Annotated in this window: 17 protein-coding genes; 9 read left to right on the plus strand and 8 right to left on the minus strand. The window is 72.8% G+C overall.

What is annotated here, in order from left to right:
• Nucleotides 1–301: 301 nt before the first annotated feature.
• The 8 genes from ACFYNX_RS32285 (at nucleotide 302) to ACFYNX_RS32320 (ending at nucleotide 7,128) form a co-directional block, all read left to right on the plus strand.
• A complete protein-coding gene (locus tag ACFYNX_RS32285) occupies nucleotides 302–1,087 on the plus strand; it encodes an amino acid ABC transporter ATP-binding protein (protein ID WP_388666832.1) in 786 nt (261 codons plus the stop codon).
• Between the two features lie 53 nt (nucleotides 1,088–1,140).
• Nucleotides 1,141–1,962: a glutamate ABC transporter substrate-binding protein gene (locus ACFYNX_RS32290; protein WP_388666835.1), complete on the plus strand. Its 822-nt coding sequence runs from the start codon at nucleotides 1,141–1,143 to the stop codon at nucleotides 1,960–1,962.
• Between the two features lie 120 nt (nucleotides 1,963–2,082).
• Nucleotides 2,083–2,757: an amino acid ABC transporter permease gene (locus tag ACFYNX_RS32295; protein ID WP_365547197.1), complete on the plus strand. Its 675-nt coding sequence runs from the start codon at nucleotides 2,083–2,085 to the stop codon at nucleotides 2,755–2,757.
• Nucleotides 2,754–3,644 carry an amino acid ABC transporter permease gene (locus tag ACFYNX_RS32300; protein WP_388666840.1) on the plus strand — a complete coding sequence of 297 codons (891 nt, stop codon included), beginning with the start codon at nucleotides 2,754–2,756 and terminating at the stop codon, nucleotides 3,642–3,644. Before ACFYNX_RS32295 ends, ACFYNX_RS32300 begins: the two co-directional genes overlap by 4 nt.
• Nucleotides 3,645–4,162: 518 nt before the next feature.
• Nucleotides 4,163–5,851, plus strand: a complete 1,689-nt coding sequence (locus ACFYNX_RS32305) for an FAD-dependent monooxygenase (protein ID WP_388666843.1) — start codon at nucleotides 4,163–4,165, stop codon at nucleotides 5,849–5,851.
• A 47-nt stretch (nucleotides 5,852–5,898) separates the two neighbouring features.
• Complete coding sequence (locus ACFYNX_RS32310; RefSeq protein ID WP_310851512.1) at nucleotides 5,899–5,970, plus strand: putative leader peptide; 72 nt, start codon at nucleotides 5,899–5,901, stop codon at nucleotides 5,968–5,970.
• Nucleotides 5,971–6,100: 130 nt separating this feature from the next.
• Complete coding sequence (locus tag ACFYNX_RS32315) at nucleotides 6,101–6,685, plus strand: cysteine dioxygenase (RefSeq protein ID WP_388666846.1); 585 nt, start codon at nucleotides 6,101–6,103, stop codon at nucleotides 6,683–6,685.
• On the plus strand, nucleotides 6,682–7,128 hold the full coding sequence (locus ACFYNX_RS32320) for a rhodanese-like domain-containing protein (protein ID WP_365547185.1): 447 nt from the start codon (nucleotides 6,682–6,684) through the stop codon (nucleotides 7,126–7,128). The genes ACFYNX_RS32315 and ACFYNX_RS32320 overlap by 4 nt, the downstream gene beginning before the upstream one ends.
• 165 nt (nucleotides 7,129–7,293) lie before the next feature.
• Here ACFYNX_RS32320 and recX read toward each other — a convergent pair whose 3' ends face one another.
• The 5 genes from recX to ACFYNX_RS32345 all read right to left on the minus strand — a co-directional run bounded on the left by recX (nucleotide 7,294) and on the right by ACFYNX_RS32345 (nucleotide 12,005).
• On the minus strand, nucleotides 7,294–7,860 hold the full coding sequence (gene recX, locus ACFYNX_RS32325) for a recombination regulator RecX (protein WP_125658957.1): 567 nt from the start codon (nucleotides 7,858–7,860) through the stop codon (nucleotides 7,294–7,296).
• A gap of 4 nt (nucleotides 7,861–7,864) precedes the next feature.
• Complete coding sequence (gene recA / locus ACFYNX_RS32330; RefSeq protein WP_365547179.1) at nucleotides 7,865–8,998, minus strand: recombinase RecA; 1,134 nt, start codon at nucleotides 8,996–8,998, stop codon at nucleotides 7,865–7,867.
• A gap of 306 nt (nucleotides 8,999–9,304) precedes the next feature.
• Nucleotides 9,305–10,081, minus strand: a complete 777-nt coding sequence (locus ACFYNX_RS32335; protein WP_388666851.1) for an SGNH/GDSL hydrolase family protein — start codon at nucleotides 10,079–10,081, stop codon at nucleotides 9,305–9,307.
• A 206-nt stretch (nucleotides 10,082–10,287) separates the two neighbouring features.
• Nucleotides 10,288–11,433 (minus strand): AI-2E family transporter, encoded by a 1,146-nt coding sequence (locus ACFYNX_RS32340; RefSeq protein WP_388666897.1) that lies wholly within the window; start codon nucleotides 11,431–11,433, stop codon nucleotides 10,288–10,290.
• A gap of 377 nt (nucleotides 11,434–11,810) precedes the next feature.
• Complete coding sequence (locus ACFYNX_RS32345; RefSeq protein ID WP_125658947.1) at nucleotides 11,811–12,005, minus strand: DUF3046 domain-containing protein; 195 nt, start codon at nucleotides 12,003–12,005, stop codon at nucleotides 11,811–11,813.
• A 79-nt stretch (nucleotides 12,006–12,084) separates the two neighbouring features.
• Here ACFYNX_RS32345 and ACFYNX_RS32350 point away from each other — a divergent pair, with 79 nt between their 5' ends.
• A complete protein-coding gene (locus ACFYNX_RS32350; protein ID WP_388666854.1) occupies nucleotides 12,085–13,014 on the plus strand; it encodes a hypothetical protein in 930 nt (309 codons plus the stop codon).
• Nucleotides 13,015–13,095: 81 nt separating this feature from the next.
• Here ACFYNX_RS32350 and ACFYNX_RS32355 read toward each other — a convergent pair whose 3' ends face one another.
• The 3 genes from ACFYNX_RS32355 to ACFYNX_RS32365 all read right to left on the minus strand — a co-directional run bounded on the left by ACFYNX_RS32355 (nucleotide 13,096) and on the right by ACFYNX_RS32365 (nucleotide 15,116).
• Nucleotides 13,096–13,404, minus strand: coding sequence for an AzlD domain-containing protein (locus ACFYNX_RS32355; protein WP_125658941.1), 309 nt, complete (start codon nucleotides 13,402–13,404; stop codon nucleotides 13,096–13,098).
• Complete coding sequence (locus ACFYNX_RS32360; protein ID WP_388666857.1) at nucleotides 13,401–14,156, minus strand: AzlC family ABC transporter permease; 756 nt, start codon at nucleotides 14,154–14,156, stop codon at nucleotides 13,401–13,403. The genes ACFYNX_RS32355 and ACFYNX_RS32360 overlap by 4 nt, the downstream gene beginning before the upstream one ends.
• 90 nt (nucleotides 14,157–14,246) lie before the next feature.
• Nucleotides 14,247–15,116 carry an AraC family transcriptional regulator gene (locus tag ACFYNX_RS32365; RefSeq protein WP_388666860.1) on the minus strand — a complete coding sequence of 290 codons (870 nt, stop codon included), beginning with the start codon at nucleotides 15,114–15,116 and terminating at the stop codon, nucleotides 14,247–14,249.
• Nucleotides 15,117–15,280 lie beyond the last annotated feature (164 nt).

Consider the following 15,280-nt stretch of genomic DNA (forward strand, 5'->3'; position numbering starts at 1 on the left):
TTCCGTGGTCTCTTCCGCGGCCTTCGCGCCGCTCCCGGTGTCGTGCGCGCGCCGGTTGCCGGGTCTCTGTGTACCAGGTGGTACCAGAGCATGAACACCGGACAGCGGCGTCACAGTCAAGTGTCCCCCCGTTGCGTGGGCGTTTCCGTGATGCACCTGGTACGGCGGCCGGTGTCGCCTTCACGCAGTGTGTCCGGTTGCGGCCGGATCGTTATCCTCAATTTCCGCTCAGATGTGATGACGCTCGTCACATCGGGTCTCTAGTGTCCTCCCCAACCGAGGAGGACGGAGCAAGAGGCCGATGAGCGGAGAGTCAGTGTCCAAGGTTTCGGAGGACACCCCGCGCGCCGCGGACGACCTGGTCGTACTGTCCGGCGTGAACAAGCACTTCGGCGCACTGCATGTCCTCCAGGACATCGATCTGACGATCACCCGCGGCGAGGTCGTGGTCGTCATCGGACCCTCGGGGTCCGGCAAGTCGACGCTGTGCCGCACGATCAACCGGCTGGAGAGCATCGACTCCGGCACCATCACCATCGACGGCAGGCCGCTGCCGGAGGAGGGCAAGGAGCTCGCCCGGCTGCGGTCCGACGTCGGCATGGTCTTCCAGTCGTTCAACCTGTTCTCGCACAAGACGGTGCTCGAGAACGTGATGCTGGGGCAGATCAAGGTCCGCAAGGCGGAGAAGAAGGCCGCCGAGGAGAAGGCCCGCGCGCTGCTCGACCGGGTGGGCGTGGGCACGCAGGCGGACAAGTACCCTGCCCAGCTCTCCGGCGGCCAGCAGCAGCGCGTGGCCATCGCCCGCGCGCTCGCGATGGACCCGAAGGTCATGCTCTTCGACGAGCCGACCTCGGCCCTCGACCCCGAGATGATCAACGAGGTCCTGGAGGTCATGCAGCAGTTGGCCCAGGAGGGCATGACGATGGTGGTCGTCACCCACGAGATGGGCTTCGCGCGCTCCGCCGCCAACCGGGTCGTCTTCATGGCGGACGGGAAGATCGTCGAACAGTCCTCCCCCGAGGAGTTCTTCAGCAACCCGCGCAGCGACCGCGCCAAGGACTTCCTCTCCAAGATCCTTCACCACTGAGCGAGTTCGGATTTACTCTTCCCAACTCACGCCTACGCAAGGGACTTTCCTCGATGAAGCTTCGCAACACCTCCGCCGCCGCCGCGGCCGTCGTCCTGCTCGCGCTGACCGCGACGGCCTGTGGTGGCGGGTCCGACTCCGGGAGCAACGGCGACAAGATCACCATCGGCATCAAGTTCGACCAGCCCGGCCTGGGCCTGAAGACCCCGGACGGCAAGTACGCCGGCTTCGACGTCGACGTCGCCCGTTACGTGGCCAAGGAGCTCGGCTACGCCGAGGACAAGATCAACTTCAAGCAGGCGCCGAGCGCCGAGCGCGAGAACCTGATCAAGAACGGCGACGTGAAGTTCATCGTCGCCAGCTACTCGATCAACGACAAGCGCAAGAAGGAGGTCGACTTCGCCGGTCCGTACTTCCTGGCCCACCAGGACCTGCTCGTGCGCGCCGACGACGCCTCGATCACCAAGGTCGAGGACCTCAACTCCAAGAAGCTCTGCTCGGTCACCGGCTCTACCTCCGCGCAGAACGTCCGCGACAAGCTCGCCCCCAAGGCCGACCTGCGCCAGCTCGGCGGCTACTCCGAGTGCCTGACCGGCCTGGAGAACAAGCGCGTCGACGCCCTCACCACCGACGACTCCATCCTCGCGGGCTACGCCGCGCAGAAGGAGAACCAGGGCAAGTTCAAGCTCGTCGGTCTGCGGATGAGCGACGAGAACTACGGCATCGGCCTCAAGAAGGGCGACGACGAGCTGCGCGGCAAGATCAACAAGGCGCTGGAGAAGATGGTCTCCGACGGCACCTGGAAGAAGCTCGTCGACCAGCACTTCGGCCCCTCCGGCTACAAGTCCGAGCCCGCGCCCAAGGTCGCGGGCTGACCGACCCCGCCTCCGGCGTGACGGCCGCCCCGCACGAGGGCGGCCGTCACATCGGCACCGGCCGTCGCCTCTGCGGCGGCCTCCACACCGACCGACCACCAGGGGAGAGCGCGGGGCATCGTGTTCGACTTTCTTGATTCCGGGCAGTACGACCTGCTCGGCGCCTTCTGGGTGACGGCGCAACTCGCCTTCTACTCGGCGATCGGCTCGCTGGTCTGGGGCACCGCCCTGGCCGCCATGCGGGTCAGCCCGGTCCAGCTCATGCGGTCCTTCGGCACCGCGTACGTCAACTTCGTCCGGAACACCCCGCTGACCGTGGTCATCGTGGCCTGCTCGCTCGTCCTCGACCAGACCCTCGGGATCACGCTCGGCGCCGACGACTCCGAGACGATCGGCTTCCGCCTCGCGATCCTCGGACTGGTCGCGTACACCGGCACGTTCGTCTGCGAGGCGCTGCGCTCCGGCATCAACACGGTGCCGCCGGGCCAGGCCGAGGCGGCCCGCGCACTGGGCCTGAGCTTCTTCCAGGTCCTTACCCTGGTGGTGCTCCCGCAGGCCTTCCGCGCCGCGGTGACCCCGCTCGCCAACGTCCTGATCGCCCTCACCAAGAACACCACCGTGGCGGCGGCCATCAGCGCCGCCGAGGCGGCGCTCCTGATGAAGGAGATGATCGAGAACGAGGCCCAGGCACTCTTCGCGGTCTTCGCGGTCTTCGCCTTCGGCTTCATCGTCCTGACCCTCCCCACCGGCCTCGTCCTGGGCTGGGCGGCCAAGCGACTGGCGGTGAAGCGATGAGCTCCGTCCTGTACGACACCCCGGGGCCGCGCGCCAAGCGGCGCAACGTGCTCTACACGGTCGGCTTCCTCGCGGTCCTCGCCGTGCTGGCCTGGTGGGTCCTCTCCGCCCTGAACGACAAGGGCCAGCTCTCGGGCGACAAGTGGAGCCCGTTCGTCACCGACGCCCGGGTCTGGACGACGTACCTGCTGCCGGGTCTGGTCGAGACCCTCAAGGCCGCCGCGCTCTCCATCCTGATCGCGCTGCCGCTGGGCGCCCTCCTCGGCATAGGCAGGCTCTCGGACCACCGCTGGGTGCGGGTGCCCGTCGGCACGGTCGTGGAGTTCTTCCGCGCCATCCCGGTCCTCCTCCTGATGATGTTCGCGAGCGCCGTGTACGCGCAGTTCACGCCCGTCAGCTCCGACTTCCGCCCGCTGTACGCGGTCGTCACCGGCCTCGTGCTCTACAACGCCTCGGTCATCGCCGAGGTCGTCCGGGCCGGCGTCCTCTCGCTGCCCCGGGGCCAGGGCGACGCGGCCGTCGCGCTCGGCATGCGCAAGGGCCAGACCATGCTCTACGTGCTGCTCCCGCAGGCCGTGACCGTCATGCTCCCGGCCCTGGTCAGCCAGCTCGTCGTGATCGTCAAGGACACCGCGCTCGGCGGCGCCCTGCTCGGCTTCCCGGAGCTGCTCAGCCAGAACCGGCAGATCACGGCCAACTACGGCGCCAACACGATCGCCACCTTCACGGTCATCGCGCTGATCTTCATCGCCCTCAACTTCGCCCTGACCTCCCTGACCGGTTGGCTGGAGCAGCGGCTGCGGCGGGGCCGGAAGACGGCCGGCGTGACCGAGAGCACCGTCACCAAGACCGGCGAGGCCCCGGCGGAGGCCGTCAGCGGCGCGTGACCCCGCGGGGCTCCGGAACGACGGGACCGACCACGGGGGCCCGGAACGACGGGGGCGGCCACGGGGCCCGGACCCGACCGGGTCGGCCACAGTGTCCGGAACGGCAGGGGCGGGCGGGAGCGGCACCGACACGAGGTGCCGCTCCCGCCCGCCCCTTCGCACGTGCCCCGTCCCACATTCGACGGCACGGGATCGGCGGTACGGGGTCGACGGCACGCACCCGGCGGCACGCACCCGGCAGCATGGAGTCGACGGCACGCACCCGGCGGTACGGAATCGGCGGCACGGACCCGGTGCCGCGCCCTGCCGCAGCCGTTCGCGGCACCGCCCCGGGGTCGGCGGCACGCCCCCGATCCCGCCGTTCGCGGCACCGACTTCAGGTCGGCCGCACCGCGCCCACCCCGTCGCTTGACGCAAGCACCCCCAGTGGGTTGCATACGGTCTGTGATCAACCACCGGGCCCGTGCCACACTCGACCGTGCTGCCCTCATGACCGTCCGGCCTTCAGGAGCCGCGCCGTGGACCCGGTGATCATCGTGGGCGCGGGACCGGTCGGTCTCGCGCTCTCCCTCGCGCTCGCCGCGCAGGACGTGCCCAGCGTCGTCCTCGACGAGGGCCCCGGCAAGGAGGAGCCGCGCCCGGCCCGCAGCGTCGTCCTGCGCGCCGACATGGCCGCGACGGTCGAGCGCCTCGGCTGCACGACCCTCCGTGACGAGGGCGTCCGCTGGGTCGGCTGGCGCGGCATGCGCCGCCGCCAGGTGGTGCGCCACCTGGAGCTCGACCTGGGTCTCGGCGGCACGGAGGAGTGGTCCGAGGACCCCGCCTCGCCCGCCGCCCCGGCCGCCCCGCTGCACATCCCCCAGCACGCCCTGGCCCGCGGCCTGCGCGACGCCATCGCCCGGCAGAAGCTGATCGAACTCGTCCCCGAGGCCCGGCTCGACACCGTCGAGCAGGACCGGGACGGGGTCGTCGCCCACACCCGGGGCCCGGCGGGCACCTGGTGGCGCGGCAGCCACCTCGTGGGCTGCGACGGCGCCCGTTCGACGGTGCGCAAGCTGCTCGGGATCCGCTTCCCCGGCCGCACGGCGGTGGAACGGCACGCCGTCGCCGCGCTGCGCACCGAACTCCCCTGGCCCGGCGAGGCCCTGCTGCACCGTCAGCCGCCGTGGCGCGGCGCCGCCGAGGAGATCGGCGCGCGTCCGCTGCCCGACGGCGTGTGGCGGATCGACTGGCTGCTGCCGCCGCGCGGCGACCTGGTCACCCCGGACGCGCTGATCGCCCGCATCCGCGAGACCCTGGCCGGCTGGTGCGACGGGGTGACGCCCCCGTACGAGCTCATCGACACCGGTGTGCACACCGTGCACCACCGGCTCGCCCGGCGCTGGCGGGTCGGCCGGGTCCTCCTCGCCGGGGACGCGGCGCACCTGCTCGGCGCGGTCGGCACCCAGGGGCTCGACGAGGGCCTGCGGGACGTGGACAACCTCGCCTGGAAGCTCGCCCTCACCTGGCACCACGGCGGTTCGGACCGGCTGCTCGACAGTTACCAGAGCGAGCGGCGGGCGGCCGTGGCCACCCGGCTGCGGGCGGCGGACCAGTCGCTTCCGGTGCTGCGCGGCGGCGGGGGCCTGCGGACGTACCTGCCGGGGGCCGCGCGCGGCCACGACGCCCTCCTGACCGACGGCCACCTGGGGCGCGGCCCGCTGGGCGCGCCGCCCGCGTACCCGCACTCCCCCCTCGCGCCTCCGCACGCCGACGGGCAGATCCCGGTCGGCACCCCGCCGGGCGCTCCCGTCGAGGACGTCCGCGTGACCGCTCCCGACGGCACGACCGTACGGCTCCGGGACCGGCTCGGGCAGGGCCGCCTCCTGGTCCTCCTGATCGCGCCCGGCACGGGGGTGTGGGACCGGCGCCACTGGCGGACCGCCGGGGTGATGCCCCGCCTCGAAGAGGCCGTACACGCCCTGCCGGTGAAGGCCGAGGTCCTGGTGTCGGAGACCTATCCGGGGGCTCCGGCCCACGCCGTCCTCCTCGTACGGCCCGACGGGCACCTCGTCGCCGCCTTCTCCGGGGTGCGCCCCGAGGAGCTGTACGCGGCGGCGGACGCGGCCCGCGGCGGCCCCCTCACCGACCGGGAACCCGCCGAGGCGTCCGCCGGAACGTCCTCCGAGGCGTCCGCGAAGAGTGACCGCACGGCGGACATGCATTGATTCCGCCGGGGACGCGTGGTGTACTCCGGAGCGTGACCGACACCGATGTGCGCCTGTGGCGGAGGGTCCACATGGACCTCCTCCGCTATGCGGGCTGCGTGTGTCGCCCGTCCTGCTGATCTCGCCCCTTTCCCGCGCGCCCCGCCGCATCTCCGTCGCACCTCCCCGCGCCGTCCGCCGACGCGGTTCCGTGCGCGCCGTGTGCCGCGTGCCGTCGCGCGCCCTTCGCGAACCCCAGGACGGTCACCCGTGTCCCAGCACGCCACCCCACTTCCACCCACCAGCACCGCCCCGGCCGCCCAGGCCACTCCGGTCCCTCCGTCCGCTCCGGCCTCTCCGTCCGCTCCGACGGCGACCGAGCTGCTCGACTTCGTCCGGCGCACGGCCGCCGACCGGGAGTTGATCGCCTCCCTGCCGCTCGACCCCGAGGGCCGCACCTGGGTACGGCTCGACGGCCCCGGCGGCAGCGAGGCCTGGCTCATCGGCTGGCCGCCCGGCACCGGCACCGGCTGGCACGACCACGCCGAGTCCCAGGGCGCCTTCGCGACCGCGCGCGGGACGCTGACCGAGAACGCGCTCGCGGTCCGGCTGCCGGCGAGCGGCTGGAAGACCCTGGAACTGGCCGACGGGGTGGACCGCTCCCGCCGTCTGGGAGAGGGCGTGGGCCGGGCCTTCGGCCGCCACCACGTGCACGAGGTCTTCAACGAGTCGCCGGACACCCACGCGGTGTCGGTGCACGCCTACCATCCGCCGCTCCCGCTGATCCGGCGCTTCAGCCGGACGGGCGCGGTGCTCCGCCTGGAGCAGGTCGAGCGCCCGGAGGACTGGCAGTGAGCGGGGAGCGGGAGGAACGGCGGGAGCGGAGGGAACGAGTGGCGGAGCGGGTGGGCATCGACGAGCTCCTGGAGCAGGTCAGGTCGGGCCTCGACCGGATCGAGCCCCGGGCCGCCTACGAGGCGTACGAGGCGGGTGACGCGCTCCTGGTGGACACGCGCTACGCGGCCCTGCGGGAACGGGACGGGCTGATCCCGGGCGCGCTGGTCGTGGAGCGCAACGAACTGGAATGGCGGCTGGACCCCCTGGGCAGCCACCGCGCGGCGGAGGCCGACAGCCACGACCTGCGGGTGGTGGTCCTCTGCAACGAGGGCTACGCCTCCTCCCTCGCGGCCGAGTCCCTGCGCCGCCTGGGCCTGCACCGGGCGACCGACCTCATCGGCGGCTTCCAGGCCTGGAAGGCCGCCGGCCTCCCGGTCCTCCTCCCGGCGGCCCGGGGCTGACCCGGCCGGCCGGGTCCCCCACCCGCCGAACCGGATAGATCCTTCCGCCCCCGTGCCGGAAGCCACCGCCGTAACGAAAGCCGTTGCCGTGCCGGAACCCGCCCGCGCGCCGGAAGCCGTTCCCGTGGCCGAAGCCGTCGTGCCCGCGCCGGAAGCCGTCCCGTGTCAGAAGGACTCGTCCAGCCCGTCCGTGTCCTCGCCCTCCGCCTCCAGCGCCTGACGGACGACGCGGAGGGCCATGCCCTCGGGGTACCCCTTGCGGGCGAGCATGCCGGCGAGCCGCCGCAGCCGCCGGTCGCGCTCCAGGCCGCGGGTGGCACGCAGCTTGCGGGCCACGAGTTCGCGCGCCGTGGCCTCCTCCCGCTCGGAGTCGAGCTGCTCCACCGCCTCCTGGATGAGGGTGGGCTCGACGCCCTTGGTGCGCAGCTCCCGGGCGAGGGCACGCCGGGCGAGGCCCCGGCCGTGGTGGCGGGACTCCACCCAGGCCCCCGCGAAGGCGGCGTCGTCGATGAGCCCGACGTCCTCGAAGCGGGAGAGGACCTCCTCCGCCACCTCGTCGGGGATCTCCCGCTTGCGCAGCGCGTCGGCCAGTTGCTTGCGCGTGCGGGGGGTCCCGGTGAGCAGGCGCAGGCAGATCGCGCGCGCCCGCTCGGCCGGATCCTGGGGTGACGGCTCCTTCTCGGCCCTCGACGAGTCGGGGCCGTCACCCGGCCATTCGGTACGACCGGTCACCGGTTCAGCTCTTGACCGCGGTGGCCTTGGTCGCCTTCGCGGTCTTGGCCGCGGATGCCGGGACGCTCTTGGCGGCGTCGTCCGCACCGGCCGCGTCCGTGGCCGCCGCGTCCGTACCCGGCTCGGCCGACAGGGCCTCGGGACGGACGCCGACGCCCAGCTTCTCCTTGATCTTCTTCTCGATCTCGTTGGCGAGGTCGGGGTTGTCCTTCAGGAAGTTGCGGGCGTTCTCCTTGCCCTGGCCGAGCTGGTCGCCCTCGTAGGTGTACCAGGCACCCGCCTTGCGGACGAAGCCGTGCTCCACGCCCATGTCGATCAGGCCGCCCTCGCGGCTGATGCCCTGGCCGTAGAGGATGTCGAACTCCGCCTGCTTGAAGGGGGGCGCGACCTTGTTCTTGACGACCTTGACGCGGGTGCGGTTGCCGACCGCGTCCGTGCCGTCCTTGAGGGTCTCGATGCGACGGATGTCGAGGCGCACCGAGGCGTAGAACTTGAGGGCGCGGCCACCGGTCGTGGTCTCCGGCGAGCCGAACATCACGCCGATCTTCTCGCGGAGCTGGTTGATGAAGATCGCGGTGGTCTTGGACTGGTTGAGCGCGCTGGTGATCTTCCGGAGGGCCTGGCTCATCAGGCGGGCCTGGAGACCCACGTGCGAGTCGCCCATCTCGCCCTCGATCTCCGCGCGCGGGACGAGCGCGGCGACGGAGTCGATGACGATCAGGTCGAGGGCGCCGGAGCGGACCAGCATGTCGACGATCTCGAGGGCCTGCTCGCCGTTGTCCGGCTGGGACAGGATGAGGTTGTCGATGTCGACGCCGAGCTTCTTGGCGTACTCGGGGTCGAGGGCGTGCTCGGCGTCGACGAAGGCGACCTGGCCGCCGGCCTTCTGCGCGTTGGCGACGGCGTGCAGGGTCAGGGTCGTCTTGCCGGAGGACTCCGGTCCGTAGATCTCCACGACACGGCCGCGCGGCAGGCCGCCGACGCCGAGGGCGACGTCCAGGGCGGTCGAGCCGGTGGAGATCACCTCGATCGGCTCCTGGGTGCGGTCGCCCATGCGCATCACGGCGCCCTTGCCGAATTGGCGTTCAATCTGTGCGAGCGCGGCGTCGAGCGCCTTCTCGCGGTCGGTTCCTGCCATGGGTTCCACCCGGTTTGCTTGAGTCGATCGCTTCATGTGAAAGACGCTAACCCCTGCCACTGACAATGGGCCCCGGCGTCCCGCCCGCCCTGTGGAAAACCCCGCGGCAACCCCGCGATTTCCAGGGCCGGACCTCCATGAGAATGGATGTTCGATTTTAGTGTCAAGCGCACCACGCGGTCCCGGACCACCGTGTCGAGGGGCCCTCGCGGCGGCCGTCCCGAGCCCCTCGACGCGGCGGCCCGGAGGGTCGCCGAGGAGACGGGCCGACCGCCTCGGGGAGCGGAGACGGTCGGTGCGGTCCCGTCACCCTCCGCCCACCGGCAGCAGCGCCGGGCGCTTGGCCCCGCGGCCGTCGCCGGACGACCGGCCCCGCAGCCGCCGGCCCAGCCAGGGCCCCAGGAAGGAGCCGGCCCAGCGCAGTTCGGCGCGGAGGCCCGCGGGCAGGGGGACGTCCGGTGGCGGCAGCGGGAGGGTCCAGGAGTCGTCGGCGCCGGGCAGGCCGAGGGCCTGGGCGACGGCGGCGGCGATGCGCGCGTGGCCCAGCGGTCCGGCGTGCAGCCGGTCGGGGCTCCACAGCCGGGGGTCGGTGACGACCGGGTGGTGGCCGGTCTCGACGACGATGACGCCGTGCCGGCGCGAGACCTCGCGCACGCGCGCGTTGAGGGCCCGGACGCGCGGGGCGAGCGGCCGGGCCAGCGGGGTGATGCGGCCGACGTCCGGGAAGGTCAGGGTCGCCACGCGCACGCCCTGCCCGGTGAGCGCGGCGAACATCTCCTCCAGGTGCCCGGCCGTCTCGTCCGCGTCGAAACCGGGCCGCAGCAGGTCGTTGAAGCCGGCGACGACCGTGGCGAGGTCCGGCCGGAGCGCGAGGGCGGGCGCGAGCTGTTCGGCACGCACCTGTCCGGCGAGACGGCCCCGCACGGCCAGGTTGGCGTAGAGCGTGCCCGGGCGGTCGTGGGCGAGCAGCTCGGCGAGCCGGTCCGCCCACCCGCGCAGACCGCCGGTGTCGTCACCGTCGCCGACGCCCTCCGTCTGGCTGTCCCCCAGCGCGACGTACCGCAGAACCGTGCCGTCCGTCATCGGACCTCCGCCTTGCCTCACGACCGACCGAATGACCGACCGCATGACCACCGGCCGACCGAATGGCCGACGAGCGAGCGGCCCCGTGAGCCGCGCCCGTCGCCCGCCCACCACCATACTCACTTTATTTACTAGCCAACTAAGCGAGTACCAATCGATCCCGCCCCAGCCCTGCCTTCCGGTGCGGGACGCGCCTGCGGTACGGCTCACTCCTCCGACGCGGACCGTTCCCCCGGCGCCGACTCCTTCTTGTGGTGCAGGGCCTTCTGGAGCCGGGCGACCACCGCCTCGCCGTACCTGCGGTGCCCGTGGACGCGCGGGTCGTCCGTCACCTCGTACCGCTTCACGTAGGCGCCGAGGAAGGCCTGCAGGGTGGCGACGGCGGGGATCGCGATCAGCGCGCCGACGGCCCCGAGCAGCGCCGTCCCCGCGATGACCGAACCGAAGGCCACCGCCGGGTGGATGTCCACGGTCTTCGAGGTCAGCTTCGGCTGGAGGACGTAGTTCTCGAACTGCTGGTAGACCACGACGAAGCCGAGCACCCACACCGCGTACCAGGGGTTGACGGTGAAGGCGATCAGCATCGGCAGGGCACCGGCCAGATAGGTGCCGATGGTCGGGATGAACTGCGAGACCAGGCCGACCCACACGGCGAGCGCCGGGGCGTACGGCACCTCCAGGATCTCGAAGAGCACGAAGTGCGCGATGCCCGAGATGAGGGCCATCAGGCCGCGCGAATACAGATAGCCGCCGGTCTTGTCGACCGCGATCTCCCACGCCCGCAGCACCTCGGCCTGCCGGGCGGGCGGCAGGACGGAACAGAGCGCGCGCCGCAACCGGGGCCCGTCGGCCGCGAAGTAGAACGAGAACAGGAAGATCGTGAGGAGCCGGAACAGGCCGCCGAGGACGGTGGCGGAGACGTCCAGGACGCCGGACGCGCTGTTCTGCACGTACCTCTGCAACCAGTCGGACTTGAGCAGGCTGTCCTGGACCTCGACCCGCGACAGGTCCGTGTGGAAGCTGTCGTTGATCCATTTGATCAGCGAGTCGAGGTACTTGGGGAAGTTCTCGACCATGTCGACGATCTGCCCGGCGAGCATCGACCCCAGGAGGACGACGAAGCCGACGCCGAAGACGAGGACGGCGAGGAAGACGAGGAAGGTGGCGAGGCCCCGGCGCATCCCGCGCGCCGCCATGCGCCCGACCGCCGGTTCGATGGCGAGGGCGAGGAAGAAGGCGAGGAGGATGTTGACGAGGAGGCCGACGAGCTGGTGGAAGGCCCAGTTGCCCAGCAGGAAGCAGGAGTAGAGCGCGAGGGCCAGGACGAGCGCGCGGGGCAGCCAGCGCGGCATCCGCGCGGCGCCCGCCGGGGACGCGGTCTCCGGGACGGGAGGCGTGCCCACGGCGACGCCTCTCCCGGTGCCGGTGGCCGGAGCCGCGGAAGCCGTCACGTCGGTCGAACCGGTTCTGCCGGTGCCGCCGGGCTTGCCGGTGATCTCGCCGGGATCGCCGGTCTCGTCGAAGTCGTGGACCTCGTCGGCACCACGGCGCTCGTGGATCTCGTCCGTGCCGGGGGTCTTGTCGGTGTCGTCGCTGTCGTCAGTCGGGGCCACCCCGCCAGTCTCGCGCACCGCGCGGACATTTCTCCCGGGCCCCCGCCCGTCCCCGTACGACGGTCCGCCCACCGGGACGACGGACGGACCGGTGGGTGGATCGGTGGGCGGACCGGTCAGCGCTTGTCGGCGGGCACGTCGACGGCGGCGCAGACGGCGCGCCACACGTCCTTCGCCTCCCAGCCGGCGTCCAGCGCCTCCCGTACGGTCCGGCCCCCGAGTTCCGCCATCACATGGTCGCTCGCGAAGGACTCGGCGTACGACGCACCGAAGTGTTCGGCCATCCGTTCCCAGAAAATCGTCAACCGCATGCCCCCAGTATCCCGCTCCCAAGAGTGCAGCCCGCCCCGCGGGTCTTGTCACCGCGGCTTTCCGCCCTACGGTCGGAGCATGGCCGAAGAACCCCTCCCCTCCGCCTCCTCGACCCCCCTGGCCCGCGCCGAGCGTTTCGTCTGGCTGACGGCCCGCGTCCTCGAACAGCGCCGGTTCGCCTACCACTTCCAGCGCGGTGGCGCGGATCAGGTCGAGACGGCGCTCACGGCGTACCTCAACGAGGACGGCGGCTACGGTCACGCGCTCGAACCGGACCTGCGCGGACCGGTCAGCCAGCCGCTGCACACCGCGCACGCGCTGCGGGTCCTGGACTCCGTCGGCCGCTGCGGCGGACCGCGGATCGAGCGGATCTGCCGTTACCTCACGTCGGTGTCCACGCACGACGGGGCCCTCCCGGCGATCCACCCCTCCCAACGCGACTACCCCTCGGCGCCGTTCGTCCCGGTCGTCGACTCCCCGCCGAGCGCGCTGCTCTCGACCGGTCCGGTGGTCGGGCTGCTCCACCGCAACCAGGTGTGGCACGCGTGGCTCTTCCGGGCCACCGAGTTCTGCTGGTCGACCGTGGAGTCCCTGGAGAAGTCCCACCCCTACGAGGTCCAGGCCGCCGTCGCCTTCCTCGACGGGGCCCCGGACCGCCCGCGCGCCGAGGCGGCCGCCGACCGCCTCGGCCGGCTCGTCCGGGAGCAGGGGCTCGCCGTCCTCGACCCGGACCGGTCGGAGGACTGGCCGGTGGCGGACGGGTACGCGCCCGGCGAGCACCACTTCCCGCACGACTACGCGCGCGTGCCGGACTCGCTGGCCGCGCGCTGGTTCACGGAGGAGGAGATGGCCCGCTCGCTCGACCGGCTCGCGGCCGACCAGGAGGAGGACGGCGGCTGGCCGATCCGCTGGCGCGCCTGGGCCCCCGGTTCGGCCCTGGAGTGGCGCCCGATCGTCACCGTCGAGGCCCTGCGCACCCTCCGCGCGCACGGCCGCCCCGTCGGCTGAGGAGGCGGAACGTACAGGACGGGCGTACGGAACGGGCCTATGGGACGGGCGTACGGGCCGGCCTCACCGGCCCGGGGCCTCTCACCAGCCCAGGGCCCGCACCCCCGCCGTGACGGCGACGGCCGCGCCCACGACGACCAGGAACGGCGCCCGCAGGACGAGCGCGACGGCGGCCGCGGCGAGCCCGGCGGCCCGGGCGTCCAGGACGAGGTCGCCGCCCGTGCTGAACGTCTGCTGCGCGGTGAGCGCGGCGAGCAGGGCGACCGGAAGCAGCGCCGCGAGCCGCTGGACGAGCGGGCGTTCCAGCGCTCCGGCGGGGACGAGCAGACCGACCAGCTTGACCAGGTAGCAGCCGGCGACGGTGAGGGCGATCGCGATCCAGACGTTCATCGGGAGTCCTTCTCTCGTCGGGCCGTGGGGCGGGGCGTACGTGCGGCGCGCCGGCCCCGCGCCCAGAGCACCACGGGTGCGGCGAGGGCGGCCGCGAGGACCGGCACCCCGGCGGGGAGCACGGGGAGCAGGCCGAGGCCGAGCAGGACCGCGAGGCCCGCGGCGGCCCGCTCGGTCGCGGACGTGAGCATGGGGGCGAGCAGGGCCAGGAAGACGGCGGGTCCGGCCGCGTCGAGCCCCCAGGCGGCGGTGTCCCCGATCGCCTCGGCGCCGAGCGCCCCGAGGAGCGTGGTGACGTTCCACAGGACGTACAGCGTGAGGCCGGTGACGGTGAAGCCGATGCGGGCGGCCCGGCGGGACGGCTGGGCGAGTGCGACCGCCGTGGTCTCGTCGATCACCCAGTGCGCGGCGAGGGGCCTGACGGCCTTCGGCAGGGCGAGGAGCTGGGAGAGCCGCAACCCGTAGAAGGCGTTGCGGGTGCCCAGGAAGAACGCTCCGGCGGCGGCCGTGAAGGGGTTGCCGCCCGCGGCGAGCGCGCCGACGAGGGCGAACTGCGAGGCGCCGGTGAAGACGAGCAGGCTGAGGACGCAGGTCTGGAGGAGGCTGAGTCCGGAGCCCGCCGAGGTCACGCCGAAGGCGAAGCCGGAGAGCCCGACGGCGACGCCGACGCCGAGGGCGTCGCGGACGACGGCGGCGTCGGGCTTGGCCGGGGCGTCGTCGCGTATCACGGGGGGTGCTGTCTGTTCTGCCACACCGGGGACGCTACGGCCGCCGGGCCGCCCGGGTCTTGTACGTTCTTGCACCAGGTCAGACGGGTCGACAGGGTCCGGCGGGCGACCGGATCAGCCGGACCTGCCGGATCCGCCGGATCCGCCGGGCCTCCCGGGTTTCCCCCCGCCACGCGCGCGCTGATACGCCCCCGGCGGCACCCCCACGCTGCGGGTGAAGTGCCGGTTGAGGTGCGACTGGTCGGTGAAGCCGACGACGACGGCCGCCTCCGCCGGGGGGACGCCGGTGTCGAGCAGTTGCCGGGCCCGGCGCACGCGCGCGTCGGTGAGCCAGGTGTGCGGCGGCATCCCGTACGCCTCGCGGAAGGCCCGCAGCAGGGCGAAGGGGCTGGTGTCCAGCTCGGCGGCGAGGCGCTCCAGGGTCGGCGGCCCGGCCATCCGGCCCTCCAGGACCTCACGCGCACGTGCCGCGTTCCGCGCGCCCGCCGAGCGCGGCGGGAGCGGGGCGATCGGACCGCCGTGGCTGCGCAGCATCCGGGCCGTGACGAGCCGGAGGAGGCTGTCGGCGGCGAGGGCGTTGCCCTCCTCGGCGGCCCGGTGGACGCCGACGACGAGCCGTGCGGCGTACGGGTCGTCGATGACGGGCGAGGTGAAGCCGACCGAGCCGCGCAGGGCGAGGGTGTCGGCGGCGATCGACCGGACGATCTCCGCGTCGGGGTAGATCGTCCGGTAGGTCCACCCCTCGGGGACCCCGGCGTGCCCGGTGTGCGGGGTGTCGGGGTTGACCAGGGCGATCTGTCCGGGCCCGGCGCGGACCAGCTCGTCGTGGTGGTGGAAGGCCTCGACGCCCTCGGTGATCGCGGCGAAGACGAAGGTCTCGTGGGTGTGGCGGGAGAAGGCCTTGCGGACGTAGTGGGCGTGCAGCAGGTCGACCCCGGGCAGCTCGGGGTACTGCCAGTACCGTGCCCGTTCCCCGCTCGCCATGCCTCCATTCTGCGCCAGGGCCGAACGGGACCGCCGCTCCGGTCCGCACCGGGGCCGCCGGCCCCTACGGAAGGCCGCCGCACCGGGACCGCCGACCCGTGCGGAAGGCCGCCGACCCGTGCGGAAGGCCGCCGCTCCGGGCTCCGGCCCCGTCCCCCTCCCGC

Origin of the sequence: Streptomyces sp. NPDC007872 (genome assembly GCF_042868165.1) — a bacterium.
GTDB lineage: Bacteria > Actinomycetota > Actinomycetes > Streptomycetales > Streptomycetaceae > Streptomyces.

Bases quoted from the DNA above. Each gene is read 5' to 3' on its own strand.
- recA (WP_365547179.1), bottom strand. From the start codon at position 8,998: ATGGCAGGAACCGACCGCGAGAAGGCGCTCGACGCCGCGCTCGCACAG.
- ACFYNX_RS32285 (WP_388666832.1), top strand. From the start codon at position 302: ATGAGCGGAGAGTCAGTGTCCAAGGTTTCGGAGGACACCCCGCGCGCC.
- ACFYNX_RS32365 (WP_388666860.1), bottom strand. From the start codon at position 15,116: ATGGCGAGCGGGGAACGGGCACGGTACTGGCAGTACCCCGAGCTGCCC.
- ACFYNX_RS32345 (WP_125658947.1), bottom strand. From the start codon at position 12,005: ATGCGGTTGACGATTTTCTGGGAACGGATGGCCGAACACTTCGGTGCG.
- ACFYNX_RS32335 (WP_388666851.1), bottom strand. From the start codon at position 10,081: ATGACGGACGGCACGGTTCTGCGGTACGTCGCGCTGGGGGACAGCCAG.
- ACFYNX_RS32355 (WP_125658941.1), bottom strand. From the start codon at position 13,404: ATGAACGTCTGGATCGCGATCGCCCTCACCGTCGCCGGCTGCTACCTG.
- ACFYNX_RS32300 (WP_388666840.1), top strand. From the start codon at position 2,754: ATGAGCTCCGTCCTGTACGACACCCCGGGGCCGCGCGCCAAGCGGCGC.
- ACFYNX_RS32350 (WP_388666854.1), top strand. From the start codon at position 12,085: ATGGCCGAAGAACCCCTCCCCTCCGCCTCCTCGACCCCCCTGGCCCGC.
- ACFYNX_RS32290 (WP_388666835.1), top strand. From the start codon at position 1,141: ATGAAGCTTCGCAACACCTCCGCCGCCGCCGCGGCCGTCGTCCTGCTC.
- ACFYNX_RS32340 (WP_388666897.1), bottom strand. From the start codon at position 11,433: ATGCCGCGCTGGCTGCCCCGCGCGCTCGTCCTGGCCCTCGCGCTCTAC.